General features: G+C 74.2%; 17 protein-coding genes and 1 pseudogene. 13 read left to right on the top strand and 5 right to left on the bottom strand.

Annotated elements, in window-relative coordinates; all coding sequences use genetic code 11:
- Nucleotides 1–140: 140 nt before the first annotated feature.
- From EF903_RS01055 to EF903_RS01030, 6 genes are all read left to right on the top strand, one after another.
- Complete coding sequence (locus tag EF903_RS01055) at nt 141–1,517, top strand: aspartate aminotransferase family protein (protein WP_125540693.1); 1,377 nt, start codon at nt 141–143, stop codon at nt 1,515–1,517.
- Between the two features lie 271 nt (nt 1,518–1,788).
- A complete protein-coding gene (pucL, locus tag EF903_RS01050) occupies nt 1,789–2,706 on the top strand; it encodes a factor-independent urate hydroxylase (RefSeq protein WP_125540692.1) in 918 nt (305 codons plus the stop codon).
- 121 nt (nt 2,707–2,827) lie between these two features.
- Nucleotides 2,828–3,079 carry a hypothetical protein gene (locus EF903_RS01045; RefSeq protein ID WP_125540691.1) on the top strand — a complete coding sequence of 84 codons (252 nt, stop codon included), beginning with the start codon at nt 2,828–2,830 and terminating at the stop codon, nt 3,077–3,079.
- A gap of 244 nt (nt 3,080–3,323) precedes the next feature.
- Complete coding sequence (locus tag EF903_RS01040) at nt 3,324–3,962, top strand: class F sortase (protein WP_125540690.1); 639 nt, start codon at nt 3,324–3,326, stop codon at nt 3,960–3,962.
- Nucleotides 3,963–4,101: 139 nt separating this feature from the next.
- Nucleotides 4,102–4,473 carry a hypothetical protein gene (locus EF903_RS01035; RefSeq protein WP_125540689.1) on the top strand — a complete coding sequence of 124 codons (372 nt, stop codon included), beginning with the start codon at nt 4,102–4,104 and terminating at the stop codon, nt 4,471–4,473.
- A gap of 52 nt (nt 4,474–4,525) precedes the next feature.
- Nucleotides 4,526–4,729, top strand: coding sequence for a hypothetical protein (locus EF903_RS01030; protein ID WP_125540688.1), 204 nt, complete (start codon nt 4,526–4,528; stop codon nt 4,727–4,729).
- Nucleotides 4,730–4,793: 64 nt separating this feature from the next.
- On the opposite strand, the gene EF903_RS01025 is transcribed toward EF903_RS01030, so the two are convergent.
- From EF903_RS01025 to EF903_RS01015, 3 genes and pseudogenes are all read right to left on the bottom strand, one after another.
- Nucleotides 4,794–5,195 carry a hypothetical protein gene (locus tag EF903_RS01025; RefSeq protein WP_125540687.1) on the bottom strand — a complete coding sequence of 134 codons (402 nt, stop codon included), beginning with the start codon at nt 5,193–5,195 and terminating at the stop codon, nt 4,794–4,796.
- Nucleotides 5,196–5,255: 60 nt separating this feature from the next.
- A complete protein-coding gene (locus EF903_RS01020; RefSeq protein ID WP_125540686.1) occupies nt 5,256–5,654 on the bottom strand; it encodes a RidA family protein in 399 nt (132 codons plus the stop codon).
- A 104-nt stretch (nt 5,655–5,758) separates the two neighbouring features.
- Nucleotides 5,759–6,220, bottom strand: a pseudogene (locus tag EF903_RS01015) (RrF2 family transcriptional regulator); the annotation flags it as partial.
- Between the two features lie 125 nt (nt 6,221–6,345).
- Here EF903_RS01015 and EF903_RS01010 point away from each other — a divergent pair.
- From EF903_RS01010 to EF903_RS00995, 4 genes are all read left to right on the top strand, one after another.
- Nucleotides 6,346–7,173 carry a hypothetical protein gene (locus tag EF903_RS01010; RefSeq protein ID WP_125540684.1) on the top strand — a complete coding sequence of 276 codons (828 nt, stop codon included), beginning with the start codon at nt 6,346–6,348 and terminating at the stop codon, nt 7,171–7,173.
- A 132-nt stretch (nt 7,174–7,305) separates the two neighbouring features.
- Entirely contained in the window at nt 7,306–9,327 is a 2,022-nt protein-coding gene (locus EF903_RS01005; RefSeq protein ID WP_125540683.1) for an FUSC family protein, read from the top strand.
- Nucleotides 9,328–9,366: 39 nt separating this feature from the next.
- Complete coding sequence (locus EF903_RS01000; RefSeq protein ID WP_260614688.1) at nt 9,367–10,101, top strand: hypothetical protein; 735 nt, start codon at nt 9,367–9,369, stop codon at nt 10,099–10,101.
- Between the two features lie 14 nt (nt 10,102–10,115).
- Complete coding sequence (locus tag EF903_RS00995) at nt 10,116–11,378, top strand: HAMP domain-containing sensor histidine kinase (protein WP_125540682.1); 1,263 nt, start codon at nt 10,116–10,118, stop codon at nt 11,376–11,378.
- A gap of 81 nt (nt 11,379–11,459) precedes the next feature.
- Here EF903_RS00995 and EF903_RS00990 read toward each other — a convergent pair whose 3' ends face one another.
- A complete protein-coding gene (locus EF903_RS00990) occupies nt 11,460–13,559 on the bottom strand; it encodes a PhoX family phosphatase (protein WP_125540681.1) in 2,100 nt (699 codons plus the stop codon).
- Between the two features lie 515 nt (nt 13,560–14,074).
- On the opposite strand from EF903_RS00990, the gene EF903_RS00985 reads away from it, so the two are divergent.
- Complete coding sequence (locus EF903_RS00985) at nt 14,075–15,718, top strand: VWA domain-containing protein (protein ID WP_312845874.1); 1,644 nt, start codon at nt 14,075–14,077, stop codon at nt 15,716–15,718.
- A 116-nt stretch (nt 15,719–15,834) separates the two neighbouring features.
- On the opposite strand, the gene aspS is transcribed toward EF903_RS00985, so the two are convergent.
- Complete coding sequence (gene aspS, locus EF903_RS00980; RefSeq protein ID WP_125540679.1) at nt 15,835–17,640, bottom strand: aspartate--tRNA ligase; 1,806 nt, start codon at nt 17,638–17,640, stop codon at nt 15,835–15,837.
- Between the two features lie 165 nt (nt 17,641–17,805).
- On the opposite strand from aspS, the gene EF903_RS00975 reads away from it, so the two are divergent.
- On the top strand, nt 17,806–18,909 hold the full coding sequence (locus EF903_RS00975; protein ID WP_125540718.1) for an AI-2E family transporter: 1,104 nt from the start codon (nt 17,806–17,808) through the stop codon (nt 18,907–18,909).
- Nucleotides 18,910–19,242: 333 nt separating this feature from the next.
- Nucleotides 19,243–19,548: a hypothetical protein gene (locus EF903_RS00970; protein ID WP_125540678.1), complete on the top strand. Its 306-nt coding sequence runs from the start codon at nt 19,243–19,245 to the stop codon at nt 19,546–19,548.
- Nucleotides 19,549–19,558 lie beyond the last annotated feature (10 nt).

The following is a 19,558-nucleotide window of genomic DNA, read 5'->3' as shown; positions in this document are numbered from 1 at the left end:
GGCCCGGGGCCCTCCGCCGACCAGATGATTCCGTCATGCGGAATATGAATTTCGCAGTGCGGTAGCATGGAGGGTGCCCGGAACGGCGGGTGCGATCGACCGACCGCCCGTCCCCACGCCAGGTCCAGGAGTGCGCAGCCATGGACAACCCCTCCCCCACCGTGAACACGCGGGCCGCCGACGAGGCCGCCCGCGTCAAGGCCGCCGACCGCGCCCACGTCTTCCACTCCTGGTCGGCGCAGGAGCTCATCGACCCGCTCGCCGTCGCGGGGGCCGAGGGCTCGTACTTCTGGGACTACGACGGCAACCGCTACCTCGACTTCTCCAGCGCGCTCGTCTACACCAACATCGGCTACCAGCACCCCAAGGTGGTCGCGGCCGTCCAGGAGCAGGCGGGCCGCCTGTGCACGCTCGCGCCCGGCTTCGCCGTCGACGTCCGCTCCGAGGCCGCACGCCTCATCGCCGAGCGCACCCCCGGCGACCTGGACAAGGTCTTCTTCACCAACGGCGGCGCCGAGGCCGTCGAGAACGCCGTCCGCATGGCCCGCCTGCACACCGGGCGGCCCAAGGTGCTGTCCGCGTACCGCTCCTACCACGGCGCCACCGCCGCCGCGATCAACCTGACCGGCGACGCCCGCCGCTTCGGCAACGACAGCGCGACCGCCGGCGTCGTGCACTTCTGGGGGCCGTTCGCCTACCGCTCGCCCTTCTACTCGGCCACGCCGGCCGAGGAGTGCGAGCGGGCGCTGCGCCACCTGGAGGACACCGTCGTCTTCGAGGGGCCCGCCTCGATCGCCGCGATCGTCCTGGAGACCGTCGGCGGGGCGCCCGGGGTGCTCGTGCACCCCGACGGCTACCTGGCGGGCGTCCGCGAGCTGTGCGACCGGTACGGCATCGTGTTCGTGCTGGACGAGGTGATGGTCGGCTTCGGCCGCACCGGCCGCTGGTTCGCCGCCGAGCACTGGGGCGTCACCCCCGACCTGCTGTGCTTCGCCAAGGGCGTGACCAGCGGATACGTGCCGCTGGGCGGGGTGGCGATCTCGGGGGCCGTCGCCGGGACCTTCGCCCGCCGCCCCTACCCGGGCGGGCTGACGTACTCCGGGCACGTCCTGGCCTGCGCCGCGGCCGTCGCGACGATCGGCGTGATGGAGGAGGAGGGCGTCGTCGAGCAGGCGGCGCGGACCGGCGCGGAGCTGCTGGGGCCGGGCCTGCGCGCGCTCGCCGAGCGGCACCCGTCCGTCGGGGAGGTCCGCGGGCTGGGCACCTTCTGGGCGCTGGAGCTCGTCCGGGACCGGTCGACCCGCGAGCCGCTCGTCCCGTACAACGCCTCCGGCGCGGACAACGCGCCGATGGCGGAGTTCGCGGCGGCCTGCCGCAAGGCCGGGCTGTGGCCGCTGACCGCCGGGAACCGCGTCCACATCGCCCCGCCCTGCACCATCGCCCCGCAGGACGTGGCCGCCGGCCTGGAGGCGCTCGACGCGGCCCTGGCCGTCGCGGACGCGCACACCTCGGGCTGAGCGCGGGGCCCGCGCGCCGGGGCTGTGGGGTCGCCCAAGGCCGGGTGGCCCGGATTCGGATGATCCGTGCGGGGGAGAACGGGCCCCGTCCGTGCTGCAATCCGTTCACCGGCCGGGCAGCAGGGCCGGCACCTTACGGACCGGGATGCACGTCAGTCCCGGGGCGGTCCCGCGGGGACCGGACGGCGGGGAGCGGGTGACCGCTGGACGCCGGGCGTACGGGATCCAGACCACCGGACTCCGTGTTCCCGAGGACCCGAAGGAAGACACCATGAGCAAGCACGTCCTGGCGCAGAACCAGTACGGCAAGGCCGAGAACCGCATCGTCAAGGTCACCCGCAAGGGCGGCGACGGCTCCTGGCACGAGATCCGCGACCTCAACGTCTCCGTCGCCCTCCGCGGCGAGTTCCGCGACGTGCACCTGACCGGGGACAACGCCAACTGCCTGCCGACCGACACCACCAAGAACACGGTGTACGCCTTCGGCAAGGAGCACGGCATCGAGTCCCCGGAGGCCTTCGGCATCCTGCTCTCCAAGCACTTCGTCTCCTCCCAGGCGCCCATCCGGGAGGCCCGGATCCGGATCGAGGAGTTCGCCTGGGAGCGGATCCCCGTGCCGACCCGCAGGGAGCAGCACTCCTTCGTGCGCAAGGGGCAGGAGGTGCGGACCGCAGAGATCACCTACAGCGAGACCACCGGCCTGCAGGTCGTCTCGGGCCTGAAGGAGCTGACCGTCATGAACTCGACGGACTCCGAGTTCCACGGCTACATCAAGGACCGGTACACGACGCTGCGGGAGGCGTACGACCGGATCCTCGCCACCAAGGTCACCGCCCGATGGGCGCACTCGGCGCTCGCCGCCGACGACGCCGGGCACGACTGGGACCGCTCGTACAAGAAGGTCCGGGGCCACCTGCTGGAGGCGTTCGCGGAGACCTACTCGTACTCGCTGCAGCAGACGCTGCACCAGATGGCCGAGCGGGTCCTCGACCACTGCCCCCGGATCAACGAGGTGCGGCTGAACCTGCCCAACAAGCACCACTTCCTGGTGGACCTGGAGCCCTTCGGCCTCAAGAACGACAACGAGGTCTACTTCGCGGCGGACCGCATGTACGGCCTGATCGAGGGCACCGTCCACCGCGACGGCGTCCAGCCGGTGATCTCCACGGGCGACTGGATCACCGCCTGACGCGGCCCGGCGACTTTCGGCCGCGGCCTCCGGTTTTCTTGCCGAACGGCCCCTTGTCCCCGCCGCCGCCTGCAAGGAGGCTGTGCAGCTGACGAGTCGACGACCGAGGGAGCCGGTGGCCATGCACAGGCAGACGGCGATCCGCCGATGGCGCGGCTGGACGGGCACCGGCCCGCTCTGGCTGAATTCCGTCGTCCTGCTGCTGGCCCCGTTCACGGCGGTGACGCTGCTCGCCCAGATCGGTGTGATCGCCGCCCTCGCCGCCCTCGGCGGCCTGGCCCGGCAGCTGTGGTACGGGGACTACGGACACGGAGCGGTGCACCTCGCCGCCGCCCTGATGGGGGCGGCGGCGGTCGCTTTCGTGGTGGTGTGACGCACCGGGCCGGGGCGTGGACGGCGCCGCGGCCCCTCGCCCGTTCGGGGGTACGTGCGCGGAGGCGCGCTCGGTCCGCCGCACCGGGCCCGAGCTGCGCCGATGCGGACGGGACGGCTGCGGTCCGGGAGTGACGCACCGTCAACCGGCGCCGTTGTCCGCAGTGGCGGTGGACGACCAGGGGTTCCACTGCTCTCTGTGGGACCGGCTGCCGGAGCCGGTGCATCGGACCGGGAGGAATTCCATGGCCCGCGCCAAGTGGGTGGTCGGCGTGCTGACGGTGGCTCTGCTGGGGACCGGCATAGGGCTGTTGCGCAGCACCGAGGGGGCGCGGCCCGCGCCCACCTCGGCCGACGCACTGCCATCGCGGGCGCTCGGCCTGTCGGGGCACCGCCGGCTCGTCGAGCAGCTGGAGCACGCCGGGCAGCGGACCTCGGGCAAGGGGTCGCGGCCGTCCCGGGCCTCCGCCATCACCCCGCTGCGGCCTTCGCCACCGAGGCGGCTGCTCGTCCCGGCCCTGGGTGCGGACCTGCCCTTCCGCGCCGCCGAGGCCGGGCCGCCGGGCGCGGACGGGCGGTCAGAAGGCGTCGCCGAGGCGGGAGCGGAGTCGCAGGAGGCGTACTGGGAGGACGGGACTCCGGCGCCGGGTGCGGCCGGAGTGTCCGTGGTCTCCGCGCCGGACCTGCGCCTGGCCGAGCTGCGGCGGGGCCTGACCGTCGAGGTCGTGCGCGAGGACGGCCGTACCGCCGTGTTCACCGTCGACGCGGTCTCGCCCGCCGGGGTGAGCCGGCGCGGTCAGCGGCCCGGCCGGGCCCAACTACGGCTGGTGAGCGGGGAGACCACGGCCGTTGCGCGGCTGACGGGGCACCGGCGCGCAGGCTGACGCGGGGTTCTGCACCGGCCGGGGCAGGGCGGACGAAGACACCCCCTGTCGGCCGACAGGGGGTGTCTTCGTCCGCCGGTCGGGGGCTTTCCCCGGGCTGGGCGGCGGGTTCTCCGGCGTGTCGGGGCACACCCCCGGCATGACCGGAACACGGCGGGCGCGGACGGCGGTGACAAGGGCCCTTGCAGCGGCCTGTCTCGCCCTGATGTGCCTGCTGGCCGCGTCCCCCGCCGCCGCGTCAGCGGTCTGCGGGGAGGAAGCCGCCCGGTACGCCTCCGCGCTGCCGGGCGAGCCCGGTACTCCCGCGGAACGCGAGGGCGACCCCTCGGCCGAGCCGGAGGCCCGGGCCGTCCGGCAACCGGCCCGCGGAGCGGCCGGAGTGCGGCAGTTGGCGCAACCGCCGATGTTTCACGTGGAACACTCCGGCCGGCGCGAGGTCGCCGTACGGCGCGAGACAGCCGCCCCGGCGCCGTCCGGGCGGGCGGTGCGGAGCGTGGTGCTGCGCTGCTGAGCGGGCCGAGCAGCAGCGCCCCCCCACTCTCCAGCACCGTGAGGTCTTCGCCATGCCCATCGACCCCTTCGCCGCACTGAATGCCCTGATCCGCGCCGAGGCCGCCCGCTTCTCGCCCCCGCCGGGACCGGCGCCCGCGGCCCGTCGGGCAGCACCGGAGGACACCGAGGCCGCGCCGTCGGCGACGCCGTCCGTTCCCGAGGCGGCGGCGCCGCGCGAGACCGCGGCCACGGCGCGGGCAGCGGCCCGCGACTGACGCACACACGCCGGCTCCCGCACCCCTCCGCAGGGGTGCGGGAGCCGGCGCCCGCCGCGGGCGGTCAGCTCTCGCGCTGGTAGTACCGGTAGTACGCCACCACACCGACACCGATGCCGGTGGCGAGGCCGACCCAGGCGGAGCGCAGGAAGGAGTCGCCGGTCATGCTGTACAGGTAGCCCACGGCGATGCCGCCGAACGCCGCGTACGCCGCGGCGCGGGCCTCCTTGGCCATGCGGGGGCCGACACGGGCGAGGGTGAACATGATCGCCGCGAACAGGGCGCCGCACAGGATGCCGTAGAAGACGTTCGCCACCGTGACGGGGCCCGTCTGGCGGTTCATGAAGGCCGCGTAGATGCCGTAGACGAGCCCGAGGAGCAGGGGTCCGGCCAGCATGCCCGGGCTGAGGTGATGGGACGCCGACCGCCGGTGGTGCCGCTGGGTGGCGGGTGCCGCGTGTGCCATGACAGGGCTCCTCTCTTCCCCCATCCAGGGCACACCCGGCACCTGCGCCCGGCAAGTGGATCAACGGGGGCGGACCGCCACGGCGTCGATCTCGAAGAGCATCCCGGGCAGGGCCAGCGAGGCGACCCCGATCAGGGTCTGGGCGGGCAGACCGCTCCCCCAGGTGTCGTGCAGGTGCTTCAGCAGCACCTCCAGCTTCCGCTGGTCGTGGTCGACGATGTAGGTGCCGATGCGGACGACGTCGCCGGGGCCCAGGCCCACGGCCGCCAGTGCGGTGCGCAGGTTGGCGAAGGCCCTGGCCACCTGCTCCTCGAAGTCGTCGGACACGACGTGCCCCGTCTCGTCGGAGCCGTACTGGCCGGCCACGAAGACCTGCTCGCCCGGGGCGGCGACGACGTGGCTGTAGCCGAAGCCGGTCGGGTCGTGGAGTTCCGCGGGGTTGTGGATGCTGCGCGTCATGGCCGGGCTCCGGATTCCGTGGGGTCGGATGGTGTGGTCGGTTCTGCCTGCGCGGGGCCGTCCTGTGCCGGGCGGGGCGCCGTCGTGCGGGCCGGGCCGGTGAACCAGGCCCGCAGCCGTTCGGGGGCCTGCGGGGCCTGCCGCTCGGCCTCCCTGCGGATGTCGTCGAGGGTCTGCCCGGCGAGGGAGTGCCGCCAGGCCAGTTCGGCGCGGGCCATGCCGCGGGCGATGGCGCACTCGGGGCCGCCGCCGGCGGGCGGGCCGCCGCCGCCCGGCCCCCTGCGGCGGATCTCGGTGCAGCGGAAGGCCTCCTCGGGCCCCTCGACCGCCGCGACCACGTCCATGAGGGTGATCTCGGCAAGCGGTCGGGCCAGCCGGAAGCCGCCCCGCGCCCCCGGCGTGGAGACGAGGAGGCCCGCCCGCGCGAGCGCCTGGAGCTGCTTGTTCAGGTACGCGGGCGGAAGATCGTGCCAGGCGGCCAGGCGCGCCGCCGGCACCGCCCGCTCCGGCCCGAGCCAGGCCAGGTTGATGCAGCTGTGCAGCGCCCACTCGACGCCCTCACCCATCCTCATAACCCGGACATTAGATGTCCAGGATCCAGCGGGCAAGGGGACACCCGGAACCCACGGGTCGCCACCCGACCGCAGCAGCCCCGCTCGCGGCCCGCCCGCCCGGTGCGTTCCCTGGTGACGTGCGCACCTTCATCTCGGCGGTCCTCATCGCGCTCGTGACCCTCCTCGTGCCGGCGAGCGCGGTGGGCTACTGGGCCGACCGCGAGCTGGGCGACGCCGACCGCTACGCCGCCGCGATGTCGCCGCTGGCCTCGGACCCGGCCGTGCAGGGGGTCGTGGTCTCGCAGACGGCGCGCGCCCTGTCCGGGCAGATCGACGCCGGGCCCTTCCAGGGCGGGATCGAGGCGCTGTTGCGCGAGGCCGTCGGCTCCTTCGCCGGCACCCCCGCCTACCGGACCGCCTGGGACGCGGCCAACCGCGCCGCGCACGCGGCCTTCCTGGAGGCCCTGACCACGGGCCAGGGCAACGCCGTCACCATCGACCTGGCACCGGTCGTCGCCCGGATCCGGCAGGAGCTCGTCACGGACGGCGTGCCGCTGGCGGAGCTCATCCCGGAGACCCGGGTGTCGGTGAAGGTCATGGAGTACGACAACCTGGGCGCGCTCCGGAAGGGCTTCCGCATGCTGCAGATCGCCGGCGTCTGGCTTCCCGCACTGACCGTCGTCCTGGCCGCGGCGGCCATCGCGGTCGCCGTCCGGCGCCGGCGGGCCGTGGCCGCGACCGGCCTGGGGCTCGCGCTCGGGGCCGGCCTGCTGTGGATCGCCGTCGCCGTGGGCCGCCGGATCACCCTGGACGACCTGCCGCCGGACATCGACCGGGCGGCCGCGGGCGCGGTCTACGACGCGCTGACCGCGTTCCTGCGCACCACCGCCTGGGTGGTCCTGGCTGTCGGGCTCGCGGCCGCACTGGCCGCGTGGCTGTCGGGCCGGGTGCGCCGCACGCCGTGAACCGGGCACCCCATAAGCTCGGAAGGTACCAACTGCGCAGAACGCCCCAGAGGATGCACAACCGGGGCGCGGCACCACGGCAGATCCGAGACCGGCAGACGACTCGCGAGCGGCGGGGGCACCGAAGCGGACATGAGCACCGAGCACAGGGAGCGCAGCGACCGCGCACACCGCATACCGTCCGGGCGCCGGGCCCGGCCGCACCCGCCGGCGCCCCCGGCGTGGCTGCTCTCCGGGCTGCGGCCGGAGGCCGCCCCGATCCCCTGGGCCGCCGTGGCCCGCGCCGCCGTCGCCCTGTCCGCGCCGCTCGCCGCCGGCTTCGCGCTCGACGAGCCCGAATACGGGGCGCTGGTGTCGATGGGTGCCCTCAGCGGCGTCATCGGCGACACCGCGGACGCCTACCGGATGCGCGTCCTCAACATCGCCGTGCCGCAGTTCTTCGGCGCGGTCGGCGTCACCCTGGGCACGCTGGTCTTCGGCCACGGCTGGGTCGCCGTCGGTGCCCTGACCCTGATCGCCCTCGTCTCCGGAATGATCTCCTCGATCGGCACGGTGGCGTCCGTGTCCGGGCTGCTGCTCCTGCTCAACGCCGTCGTCGGGGCCGGCCTTCCGCTGCCGCGGCCGTGGTGGGCGGCCCCGCTGCTGCTGGCCGCCGGCGGCCTGTTCGTCCTCGCGCTCACCCTGCTGGGCTGGCCGCTGCGCGGGCGCCAACCGGAGCGGGCCGCCGTCGCCGCCACGTACCGGGCGCTCGCCGACGCCCTGGAGGCGGCCGGCGGGCCCGACTACGACGAGCGCCGCCGCCGGCTCACCCAGACCCTCAACCAGGCGTACGACCTGGTACTGGGCCGCCGCGCCCGCGTCCACGGCCGCAGCCCCGCCCTGGTGCGGATGCTCGCGCAACTGAACGTCGTGGTCCCGCTGGTCGAGGCGGCGCCCGCCGCCCACCTGCGCGGCCGTCCCCTGCCGCCCGCCTACCCGGCGGCCGTACGGGAACTGGCGCGGGCCGTCGAGGAGGGCCGCACCGGCACCCCCGTCCTGGACCTGCCCGCGCCGGCCACCCGCGCGGAACGGGCCCTGGACGCGGCGCTGCGCCACGCGGCGCCGGTCGTCCACCTCGCCGATCCCCTCCCGCACAGCGTCGACGACAAGCTGGGCCGGCCCGCAGCGCTGACGGTCCGGGCCCGGCGCGCCGTGCGCGACATGGCGCTGTCCCCGGCCTCCTGGCGGTACGGGCTGCGGCTCGCCCTGTGCATCGGGATCGCCCAGTCGCTGGTCTCGCTCGTGCCCGTCGAGCGCTCGTACTGGGTGGCGCTGACCGTCACGTTCGTCCTCAAACCGGACTTCGGCTCGGTGTTCTCGCGGGCCGTGCTGCGCGCCGTGGGCACCGCGGGCGGGCTCGTCGTCGCCGCCGCGGTCCTCGCCGAGGTGCCCCGCGGCTGGTGGGACGTGCCCGTCATGGCGGTGCTCGCCGCGCTCATCCCGGCGTTCTCGGCGAAGGGGTACGCCTTCCAGACCGCGGCGATCACCCCGGTGATCCTGCTGCTGTCGGACCTGCTGAACCACCAGGGCTTCGACCTGATCCGGCCGCGCCTGGTGGACAGCCTGATCGGCTGCGCCATCGCCCTGGTCGCCGGATACCTGCTGTGGCCGGAGAGCTGGCGCAGCCGGATCGGGGACCGGCTCGCCGACGCGGTCGACGACGCCGCCCGGTACGTGGAGCGCGCCTTCGGGCCGCGCCCTGCCACGGAGACGGGGCTGCGGGCCGCGCGGACCGCCCGCCTCCAGGCCCGGCGGCGCATCTACCGCGACCTGTCGGGCGTGCGCAGCGAGTTCCAGCGGGCACTGACCGAGCCGCCGCCGGCCGGGACGCGGGCGGCGGCGTGGTGGCCGCTCGTCGTCGCCGTGGAGCGGGTCGTGGACGCCACCACCGCCGCCCGGGTCCGCGTCAACCACGGGGCCCCGCCGCCCGGGCAGGACGAGGTGGAGGCGCTCAGCGCCGACCTGCGCACCCTGGCCGCGGGCGTACGGACCGCGCGGACCCCGGACCGGCTGGAGCCGCCCCCGGAGCGCTCCTGGGACGAGGAGTCCGTCCTGGCGCCGGTGCGCCACGAGGTGGCCGCCGCGCACGGCTTCGCCTCCCCCGAACGGGCCTGATGCCGGGCCGCCGGGCCCGGGGCGGGGGAGCATCGGGACATGAGGCCCCTTCCCCGGCACCGCGGCGGGCGCCGAGGCGCCGCGGCCGTCCTGCTGCTCGCCGCCGCCCCGGCGGCCGCGGCGGGCTGCGCCGACGTGGAGGGGCTGCGGGACGACGGCGACCTGGGCACCGTCCACGCCCCGCAGACCCTGTGGGAGGACATCCACCCGGACCCGCCCGACCCCGGAGGGCAGCCCGGCGCCGCGGCCGTCGTCCCCGGCCTGCCCAAGGCCGCCGGCCTGGACATCCGGTCCGTGGACGCGCTGGACATCGTGCGGGCCGACATCACCGCCGCCGCCCGGCAGGACGGCGGCACCGGCCGTCTGGTCGACCCGCGGGCCGTGCAGCGGCTCGCGCTCTGCACACAGGCTGTGGACGGCGGACCGTTCTGCCCGGTGCGGCCGCCCGTGCTGCACGACGTGACCGGCGACGGACGCGACGAGCTGATCACCGCCCTGGACGTCGACGGCCGGGTCAGCGAACTGCGCGTCTACACCGTCCGCGACGACGGCTCGATCACCCGGATCCTGTCCCGGCGCGGCGTCCTGGAGGGCGTCGAGGTGGCGGCCGAGCACCTGGCGGTCCGCGAGCCCACCTCCGATCCCGAGAAGGTGTCCGTCTCCGACTACGTGTGGGACCCGGACGCGGGGGTCATGAACCTCTCCGAGCTGACCCTCGACGAGTGCCCCACGCTGAAGACCGGCTCCGTCCCGTGCGCGGCGGTCCGGGGCTGAGGGGCGGGGCCGGCATGCGGAGGGCGGGCAGCCTGCGCTGGAAGATCGCCCTGACCACCACCGCGGTGTGCTGCGCGGTCGCCGCCGTGCTCGGGATCCTCGTGCACGACGTGGTCGCCCGGCAGGTCGTCGGCGAGGTCCGCAAGGAGGCCGAGCTGGCCCTGGACCACGCGCTCGTCCTGTACCAGTACGGCACCTCGCACGGCGACGTGAACGTGGCCCTGGACCCGCCCGGCCTGCCCCCGCCGCTGCGCACGCTCGTGGCCCGCGGCAGGACGGGCAGCATGGTCGGCGCGCACGCCGGGAAGCCCGTCATGTGGGCCGCCGGGCCCGCCGACGGCAAGGCCCTCGCGGTCTGGGTCCCGTACGGCGGCACGCGCTCCCGGCTGCGCGACCTGGACACCGCGATCCTCGCCGCCTCGGCGGTGGCCGCCGGCGTGGTGGCCTTGGCGGGCCTGTTCCTCGCCGACCGGATCAGCCGGCGGCTGACGGCCACCGCGGCCGTCGCCCGCCGGATCAGCGCCGGCGACCTGGACGCCCGCGTCGACTTCCCGACCGCCCGGGAGGACGGGGCGGAGCAGCGGCCCCGCCACCGCGACGAGGTCCGGGACGTCGCCCAGGCGCTGAACTCGATGGCGCAGTCGCTGCAGGACCGGCTGGAGGCGGAGCGGCGGTTCACCGCGGACGTCGCCCACGACCTGCGCACCCCGCTGACCGGCTCGATCGCCGCGGCCTCCCTGCTGCCCGAGGGCCGCCCCAAGGAGATGATCAAGGACCGGCTGAACGCGCTGCACCGGCTCACCGAGGACCTGCTGGAGGTCTCCCGCCTGGACTCGGGCGTCGAACACGCCGATCTGGCCCGCATCGAGCTGGGCCACGCGGTGCGCCGGGCCGTCGCCGCGACCCGGTTGGACGCCTCGGTCCGCGTCGTGCGGGACGCGGAGGTGGTCACCGACCGGCGGCGCCTGGACCGGATCCTGGCGAACCTGCTCGTCAACGCCGGCAAGCACGGGGCGCCGCCGATCGAGGTGAGCGTAAAGGGGCCGGTCGTGACCGTACGGGACCACGGACCCGGTTACCCGGACCAGCTCATCGAGCACGGGCCGCAGCGGTTCCGCACGGGTGACCCGGGCCGCGGAAGGGGGCACGGGCTGGGACTGACCATCGCCGTCGGGCAGGCGGCCGTCCTGGGGATCGGCATCGCGTTCTCCAATGCGGCCGACGGGGGCGCGGTGACCACGCTCCGGCTGCCCGTCGGGCGGTTGACCGGCGAGTGACCGACGACGGCGTCCGGGGTGTGTTTCACGTGAAACACACCCCGCCGCCCGCGGACCACCCGTCCGGCCGAGCCGGCCGGATCAGACGCCGATGTTCCTGCCGTCCTTGCGCCACACGGCCACCACGGCGGGGCGGACCAGCTTCCCGGGCCCGTCGGGCCACGCCGAGGCCGGCTTCTCCACGGACGCACCGTCGACCTCGCCCGGGTGCTGTACCGCGACGAGGACCCGCTTGTCCTGTACCAGTGGGCCGCAGGTCTCGGCGCCGCGCGGCACGGTCAGGAACTGCTTCAGCTCGCCGCGGCGCGGCCCGGCCGTCGCGACGCCGAACAGCCCGTCATGGGAGCCGAGCTGGTTGCCGTCCGTGGAGATCCACAGGTTGCCGTGCGGGTCGAAGGCCACGTTGTCCGGGCACGAGATCGGGCTGACCTTGTCCTTCGGGAAGCCCGCGAAGTACGTCGAGGGGTCGTTCGGGTCTCCGGCGACCAGGAACAGCCGCCAGGCGAACCCGTCGCCCGCCGGGTCGTCGAAGTTCTCGGCGAGTTCCAGTATCTGGCCGTGCTTGTTGACGTTGCGGGGGTTGGCCTCGTCCGCACCCGGCTTGCCGGCCTTGCCGCGGTCGGAGTTGTTGGTCAGCGCGACGTACACGCGCCCGGTGCGCGGCGAGGGCTCGATGTCCTCGGGCCGGTCCATCTTGGTGGCGCCGGCCTTGTCGGCGGCCTGCCGCGTGAAGACGAACACCTCCTCCGCGGTCATGCCCTCGACGTGCGAGACGTTCCCCGACGGCGAGGCGGTGGCCAGCTTGATCCAGGTGCCGGACCCGTCGAAGGCGCCGTCAGCCGGCAGCCTGCCGGTGCCGTCGACCTCCGCGGCCGGGGAGTCGCCGGTCAGCTTGGCCACGTAGAGGGTGCCCTCGTCGAGCAGGGTCAGGTTGTGCTCCTTCGCCGCCCGCGAGTCGCCCTTCTTCATCCGCTTCGAGGAGACGAACTTGTAGAAGTAGTCGAAGCGCTCGTCGTCGCCGCTGTAGACGACCGGGCGGCCGTCCTCGGTCAGCCGGGGCTGCGCGCCCTCGTGCTTGAAGCGGCCCAGGGCGGTGCGCTTGCGCGGCACCGAGTGCGGGTCGTACGGGTCGAGCTCGACGACGTACCCGAAGCGGTTCGGCTCGTTGGGCTCCCGGAGCACGTCGAAGCGCTTGTCGAACCGCTCCCACTTGCGCTCCGACGCACCGCCGGTCAGGCCGTAGCGCTTGAGGCGGGCCGCCTGGACGGGGTCGGTGACCTGGCCGGCGTTGGCGAAGTACTGGTTGAAGTTCTCCTCGCCGTGCAGGGTCGTACCCCATGGGGTGGTGCCGCCGGAGCAGTTGTTCAGCGTGCCGAGGACCCTGGTGCCGGAAGGGTCGGCGGAGGTCTTCACCAGGTCGCTGCCGGCCACGGGTCCGGAGAGGCGGAACTCGCTGGTCGCGGTGAGGCGGCGGTTGAGCGGGTGGCGGTTCACGGCGGTCAGCCGGCCGCTGCGGTGGTCTTCCTGGACGACGACCACGCCGAGGCCGTGCGCGGCCCACGCGATCTCGACCTGCTCGCGGGTCGGGTTCTCCGGGTCGTAGCCGCGGAACATCAGCTGCTCGTCGGTGTACTCGTGGTTGGCGACGAGGAGCTGTTGGCGCTCGTAGCCGCTGCCGAGCGGGAGCAGGGCGAGGAAGTCGTTGTTGTAGCCGAACTGGCCCGCCTGGGCGGCGGCGCTCTGCCGGTCCGGGTGGAAGCCGGGGGCGCCCTTGACGATGGGGTCGCCCCAGCGGATGACGACGTTCTGCTCGTAGCCGGCGGGGACGGTGACCCGGTCGTGCGTGTTCGGTGCGACGGGCGTGAAGCGCAGGCCGCGGGCTCCCGCGGCGTCGGCGCCGCCGTCGGCGGCGAGCGCATCCGCCACGGGGGCGGCGCTCGCGGGGGACGCGCTGCCGCCGACCGCCGTCGCGGTGCCCGCGGCCGTGGCGACCGTGACGACGGCGGCGGTGCGCAGCATGGAACGGCGCGAGTAGGCGCGGGCTATGACGTCGCCGACGTAATCGTTGCCGCTCGTGTTGGGAACCTCGTGGAAGCAGGCGTCCCCACAGCGGTAGCGGCAGGTGAGGGCGGAACGGCCGCCCCCGTGCGGGGTGCCGATGAGCGGCAGGAGCTTGCGCACGAGAAATCCTCCGTAGCTGCACGGGCCGACGGGAAGGCCGGCCGGATCCAGCCGTGACGCTAGGGCGGGCCCGCACCGGTACGGCGGCCGCCGGATGAACACGCGGTGAACCGGGCGCGTCGGAGCGGGAGTTCACGGCCGGAGCGGGCGGGCCGGGGCTCGGCCTCCGTCTTTCGGCCATATCCGGCTGCGGGTGACAGCCACCCGACACCTGACGCAAAAACGCCCAATTCGGTTCGTACGGTGCCGCTTCAGTGAAACGGAGGGACGCGATACGGTGCCGGTCAGCGCGGTCCGCGGGGGCAATTCCCTGCGGGGGCCGGAACAAACGGGAGATGTGGGAGAAGGCCGAAAACGGACGGAACGGGCCGGGCGCCACGAAGGGTGACCCTGCCGACGTTCCAGCCGAGGGGCCGATAACCTTACGTGTCCGCTCTGGGCAGGGATCAACCGCGCAGCACGGACAAACGACGCACGCACTCATGCGAAAGGCCTGGCCCATGGGTATTCGGAGCTTGTTGCGCAAGGTTTTCGGACGGTCCGCCGAGCCGGTTCCGGAGACGACCGAGGCCACCTCGACCACCTCTTCGCCTGCCGTGCCGAACCAGGCGGACCGCCACCCGCTGGACGCGGCGGCCGAGCTCGTCGCGGCGTCCTTCGACAACCCCACTGTCCCGCCGCAGTCCGCGCCGCGCGACCGCGAAGCGGGCGCCACCGTACTGACCGCGACGGCCGCGGACCCGACCGTCCCCGAGGCCCGCCGCCCCCTCTCCCCGTCGCAGCCGCCGCAGTCCGACACCGCTGCCGCTCCCGCGGAGCCCGCACCGGCCGCCGAAGCCGCGGCCGCCCCGGCCGCCGAAGCGGCGGATCCCGCCGCCTCGGACGCCGCCCCCGCGCAGCCGGAGGCCGAAGCCGCGGAGCCGGCCGCCGGGGCCGACGCCCCGGAGCCGCAGGCGGCCACCGAGGCGGAGCCCGCGCCCGCAGCCGCCGAAGCCCCCGCCGCTACGGCCGAGTCCGCCCCGGCCGCCGAAGCCGCTCCGGACGCGGAAGCGGAGCCCGAGCCCGCACCCGCCGCCGCCGAAGCCGCCGCCGAGGCGGAGCCGGAGCCGGTCGCCGAGGCAGAGGCTGCGCCCTCGGCCGAGGCACCTGCCGACGAGGCCGACGGCGAAGCCCACGCCGCCGAAGCCGCTCCGGACGCGGAAGCGGAGCCCGAGACCGCACCCGCCGCCGCCGAGGCGGAGCCGGAGCCCGCCCCTGCCGAAGCCGCCCCGGCCGCCGAGGCCGCCGAGGCGGACACCATGGTCGAGGCCCAGCCCGAGCACGCACCCGCCGCCGAGACCGCCCCCGTTGCGGACGCCGAGCCCGCGCCCGCCGCCGAGGCGGAGCCCGAGGCCGCGCCCGCGGAGGCCGAGCCGGCGGCGGCCGCTGCCGAAGCCGAGGCCGCCCCGGAGCCCGAGGCTGCGGGGGAACCCGGCCTCGCGGCCGAGCCCGCCGCCGAGGGGCCCGCCGTCGCGGCCGCCGTCGTGCGCAAGCGGGCCCCCGAGGTGGCCGCCGCCTACAAGGCCGCCGGGCAGGTGCTCCGCGCCAAGGGCCGTACCGGAGCGCGCGCCAAGGTGTACCTGGTCCTGGACCGCTCCGGCTCCATGCGCCCGTTCTACAAGGACGGCAGCGCCCAGCACCTCGCCGACCACGCGCTGGCGCTCGCCGCGCACCTCGACACCGAGGCGACCGTGCACACCGTCTTCTTCTCCACGGAGGTGGACGGCACCGCCGACCTCACCCTCGACACCCACGACGCCTCCTGGGCGGAGGCCCGCAACGGCGAGCTGGGCCGCATGGGCCGCACCAGCTACCACGTCGCCGTGGAGCAGGTCCTGAAGCGGTACCGCGAGGACGGCGGCGCGGGCCCGGCCCTCGTCGTGTTCCAGACGGACGGCGCCCCCGACAGCCGCCAGCCCGCGAAGCAGGCGCTCGCGGACGCGGCCGAGGCGGCGCCCGAGGTCCACTGGCAGTTCGTCGCGTTCGGCGACCACGAGAGCAAGGCCTTCGACTTCCTGCGCAAGCTGGACGGCGCGAACACCGGCTTCTTCCACGCCGGCCCCGCCCCCCGCGAGCTGGCCTCCGCCGCCCTGCTCAAGGGCGTTCTGGAGCGCTTCTGAACGGCCCCGCCCCGCGCGGCCGACACCAAGGCGCCCCCGCCCCGGAGAGATCCGGGACGGGGGCGCCTTCGCCGTCCACCGGGCCGCGGCGGCCGCAGCCGCCGCGGGCCGTCGGCCTACTGGTGCTGCTTGACGGCCTTCTCGACCGGCTCGGAGGTCTTCGTCTCCACCGGCTTGCGCAGCGCGATGTTCAGCTCGCGCAGGCGGGACTCCTCCAGCACCGTCGGCGCGCCCATCATCAGGTCCTGCGCGTTGCCGTTCAGCGGGAACGCGATGGTCTCGCGGATGTTCGGCTCGTCCGCGAGGAGCATGACGATGCGGTCGACGCCCGGGGCGATGCCGCCGTGCGGCGGGGCGCCGAGGCGGAACGCGCGCAGCATGCCGGCGAACTCGCGCTCGACGGTCTCCGCGTCGTAGCCCGCGATCTCGAAGGCCTTCAGCATGACCTCGGGCTCGTGGTTGCGGATGGCGCCGGAGGACAGCTCGATGCCGTTGCAGACGATGTCGTACTGCCAGGCCAGGATGTCGAGCGGGTCCTTCTCCTCCAGGTCCTTCATGCCGCCCTGCGGCATGGAGAACGGGTTGTGCGAGAAGTCGATCCGGCCGGTCTCCTCGTCCCGCTCGTACATGGGGAAGTCGACGATCCAGCAGAACCGGAAGACGTTCTCCTCGAACTGGCCGGCGCGCTTCGCGGCCTCGACGCGGACCGGTCCCATGATCTTGGAGACCTCGTCGAACTCGCCGGCGCCGAAGAACACGGCGTGGCCGGGGGCCAGGCCCAGGCGCTCGGTGAGGACCTTGACGTTCTCCTCGGTGAGGAACTTGGCGATCGGGCCGGTCAGCGAGCCGTCCTCGCCGACGCGGACCCAGGCCAGGCCCTTCGCGCCGAGGGAGACGGCGAAGTCGCCGAGGCCGTCGAAGAACTTGCGGGGCTGCGCGGCGGTGTCCGGGACCGGCAGGGCGCGGACGTGCTTGCCGGCGAACGCCTTGAACTCGGAGTTCGCGAAGACGTCGGTGATGTCGACGAGCTCCGGCTTGGCCCGCAGGTCGGGCTTGTCGTTGCCGTACTTCAGCATCGACTCGCGGAACGGGATCCGCGGGAACGGCGAGGTGACCTCGCGGCCGCCGCCGAACTCGGTGAAGAGCTCGGTCATCAGCTTCTCGATCGGCTGGAAGACGTCCTCCTGCTCGACGAAGGACATCTCCACGTCGAGCTGGTAGAACTCGCCCGGCGAGCGGTCGGCGCGGGCGTCCTCGTCGCGGAAGCAGGGCGCGATCTGGAAGTAGCGGTCGAAGCCCGAGATCATCAGCAGCTGCTTGAACTGCTGCGGCGCCTGCGGCAGCGCGTAGAACTTGCCGGGGTTCAGGCGGGAGGGCACCACGAAGTCGCGCGCGCCCTCGGGGGACGTCGCGGTCAGGATCGGGGTGGCCATCTCGTTGAAGCCGAGCGCCGTCATCTTCTGACGCATGGCGGCGATCACCGCGGAGCGCAGCATGATGTTGCGGTGCATGCGCTCACGGCGCAGGTCGAGGAAGCGGTACTCCAGGCGCCGCTCCTCGTTCACACCGTCGTCGGTGTTGATGGTGAAGGGCAGCGGCCCGGCCGCGCCCAGCACCTCGACCTCGGCGGCCTCGATCTCGATCTCGCCGGTGGGCAGGTCGGGGTTGACGTTCTCGGCGCCGCGGGAGACGACCTTGCCGTCGACGCGGACGACGGTCTCCTTGGAGAGCTTGTCCAGCGCCTCGGCGGCCGGGGTGCCGGGGCGGGCGACGAGCTGCGTGATGCCGTAGTGGTCGCGCAGATCGATGAAGAGGATGCCGCCCAGGTCTCGACGATTGTGCAGCCAGCCACTGAGCCGGACGTCGGTGTTGACGTCAGAGGCGCGGAGCTCGCCGCAGGTGTGGGACCTGTACCGATGCATCAGTCATCCAGTTCTTCGCGATACCAGGGTGGATTCAACCCTGACAAGGTTACCGTCCGGGCCGGGACCCGCGCTGGCGCGCCCGCCCGCCCCGCCCTGACGGGCACACCCGTCCGATGAGCGGCAAAGACGATCGCGGCGGGCCCGTGGTTGGATGACCGGGTGCTGAGCCCTTCACCCTCCCTGCTGCCCGAGCCGGTGCGCCGCCTCGCCGCCTGGTGCGCCGTCGTCCTGCTGGTCACCGGTGTGGCCGCGGTCGGCGTGTGGCTGTGCATCGTCTTCAAGACGGCCGTCACCCCCGTCCTGCTCGCCCTGCTCGGCACGGCCCTGCTGGGCCCGATGCACCGGCGGCTCGTCGCGATGCGCGTCAACCGCTCCCTCGCCGCGGCGCTGACCTGCCTCGCCGTGACCGCGGTCGTCGGCGGGGCGACGTACGTGGTGGTCGCCGCCCTGATCGACACCGGCGACCAGATCGCCGGCTCGCTGCGCCGCGCCGGGCAGGACCTCGCCCCGCACTTCGGGGCCGCCGGCACCTCGCTGGAGGACCTCGCCGCGAACGCGAAGGGGCTGCTGGCGAAGTTCGGCGGGACCGCCGCTTCCGGGGTGATCGCCGGCATCGGCGCCGTCACCTCGATGCTCGCCACCGCCGTCCTCGCCCTGCTGCTGATCTTCTTCTTCCTGAAGGACTCCGACCGGGCCGTCGGGACGCTGCGCTCGCTCGCGCCGAGCGCGTCCGGCGACACCGTCGAGGCGATGGCCCGCCGCGCCTACGGGGCGGTCGAGGGCTTCATGCGCGGCACCACGTTCATCGCGCTCATCGACGCCCTGTGCATCACCGCGGGCCTGCTGGTACTGCAGGTTCCGGGCGCGGTCGGTCTCGGCGCGCTCGTGTTCGTCGGCGCCTACATCCCCTACCTGGGGGCGTTCATCTCCGGGGCGGTCGCGGTGCTCGTCGCGTTCGCCGAGCGGGGCTGGATCGTCGGGCTGTGGGCGGTGGGCGTCGTCCTCGCCGTGCAGGTGCTGGAGGGGCACGTCCTGCAGCCGGTGATCCAGAGCCGGACCGTGCAGATGCACCCCGCCGTGGTCATGCTCGCCATCACGGCCGGCGCGGGCGTCGCGGGGATCCTCGGCATGCTGCTGGCCGTGCCGCTGACGGCGGCGGCGTTCGGCGTGCTCTCCGAGCTGCGGGCGCGGTACGCACTCGCGGCGCCCGCGGCCGCGGCGGCTGCCGCGGAGCCGGCGGGTCCCCCGGCGCCCACTGCGGATTAGGCCATTGGGGTACTGGTGCTTTCCGGACAACCCCGAACCGGTTCCTGATCGTCCGAAAGCGGCGGACCCGAGGGCACCGCTTGCGCGCCGCCGCACCCTCCTGCGGAAACGCCCGAAATCAGGTGGAGGGACCAGGGAGGCCGGACCCGTCTTGTAAAGGGAGGATTCGAGCCGGTCCGGCCGTCTCGCCCGCAACCCCCTGGTATGCGATTCGTCTTCGTGCCATCGTCGTTGACCGGACCGGGGGGACCAGCACGGCGTGTGCCGCTGCGGGCGGTGCCGACTTCTCCTCTCGGCTGCACCACGACGTGTCCGCTCAGAAGAGGAGACAGCGTGCGCAAGGCAGCAAGGTTCACCGCGGTGGCGCTCTCCGCCGCCACGATCGCCCTGGGGACGGTCACCGTCGCCCACGCCGGCGACTACACCGAGAACGGGGTGCGGATCCGCTCCAACTCCACCACCAGCTCCGGGGTCCTCGGCCTCGGCTACACGAGCCACACGATCACGCCGATCTGCTACCAGGCCGGCACGGTGATCAACGGCAACAAGTGGTGGGACAAGCACCGCAACAACAACACCGGGGTCACAGGCTTCAGCTCGATGACCCTGCTGACGAAGTGGGCGTCCAGCCACTGCTGACCGGTACGCG

Origin of the sequence: Streptomyces sp. WAC05292, assembly GCF_003949955.1 — a bacterium.
Lineage (GTDB): Bacteria > Actinomycetota > Actinomycetes > Streptomycetales > Streptomycetaceae > Streptomyces > Streptomyces globosus.
This window is presented reverse-complemented; position numbering and strand designations above follow the sequence as displayed.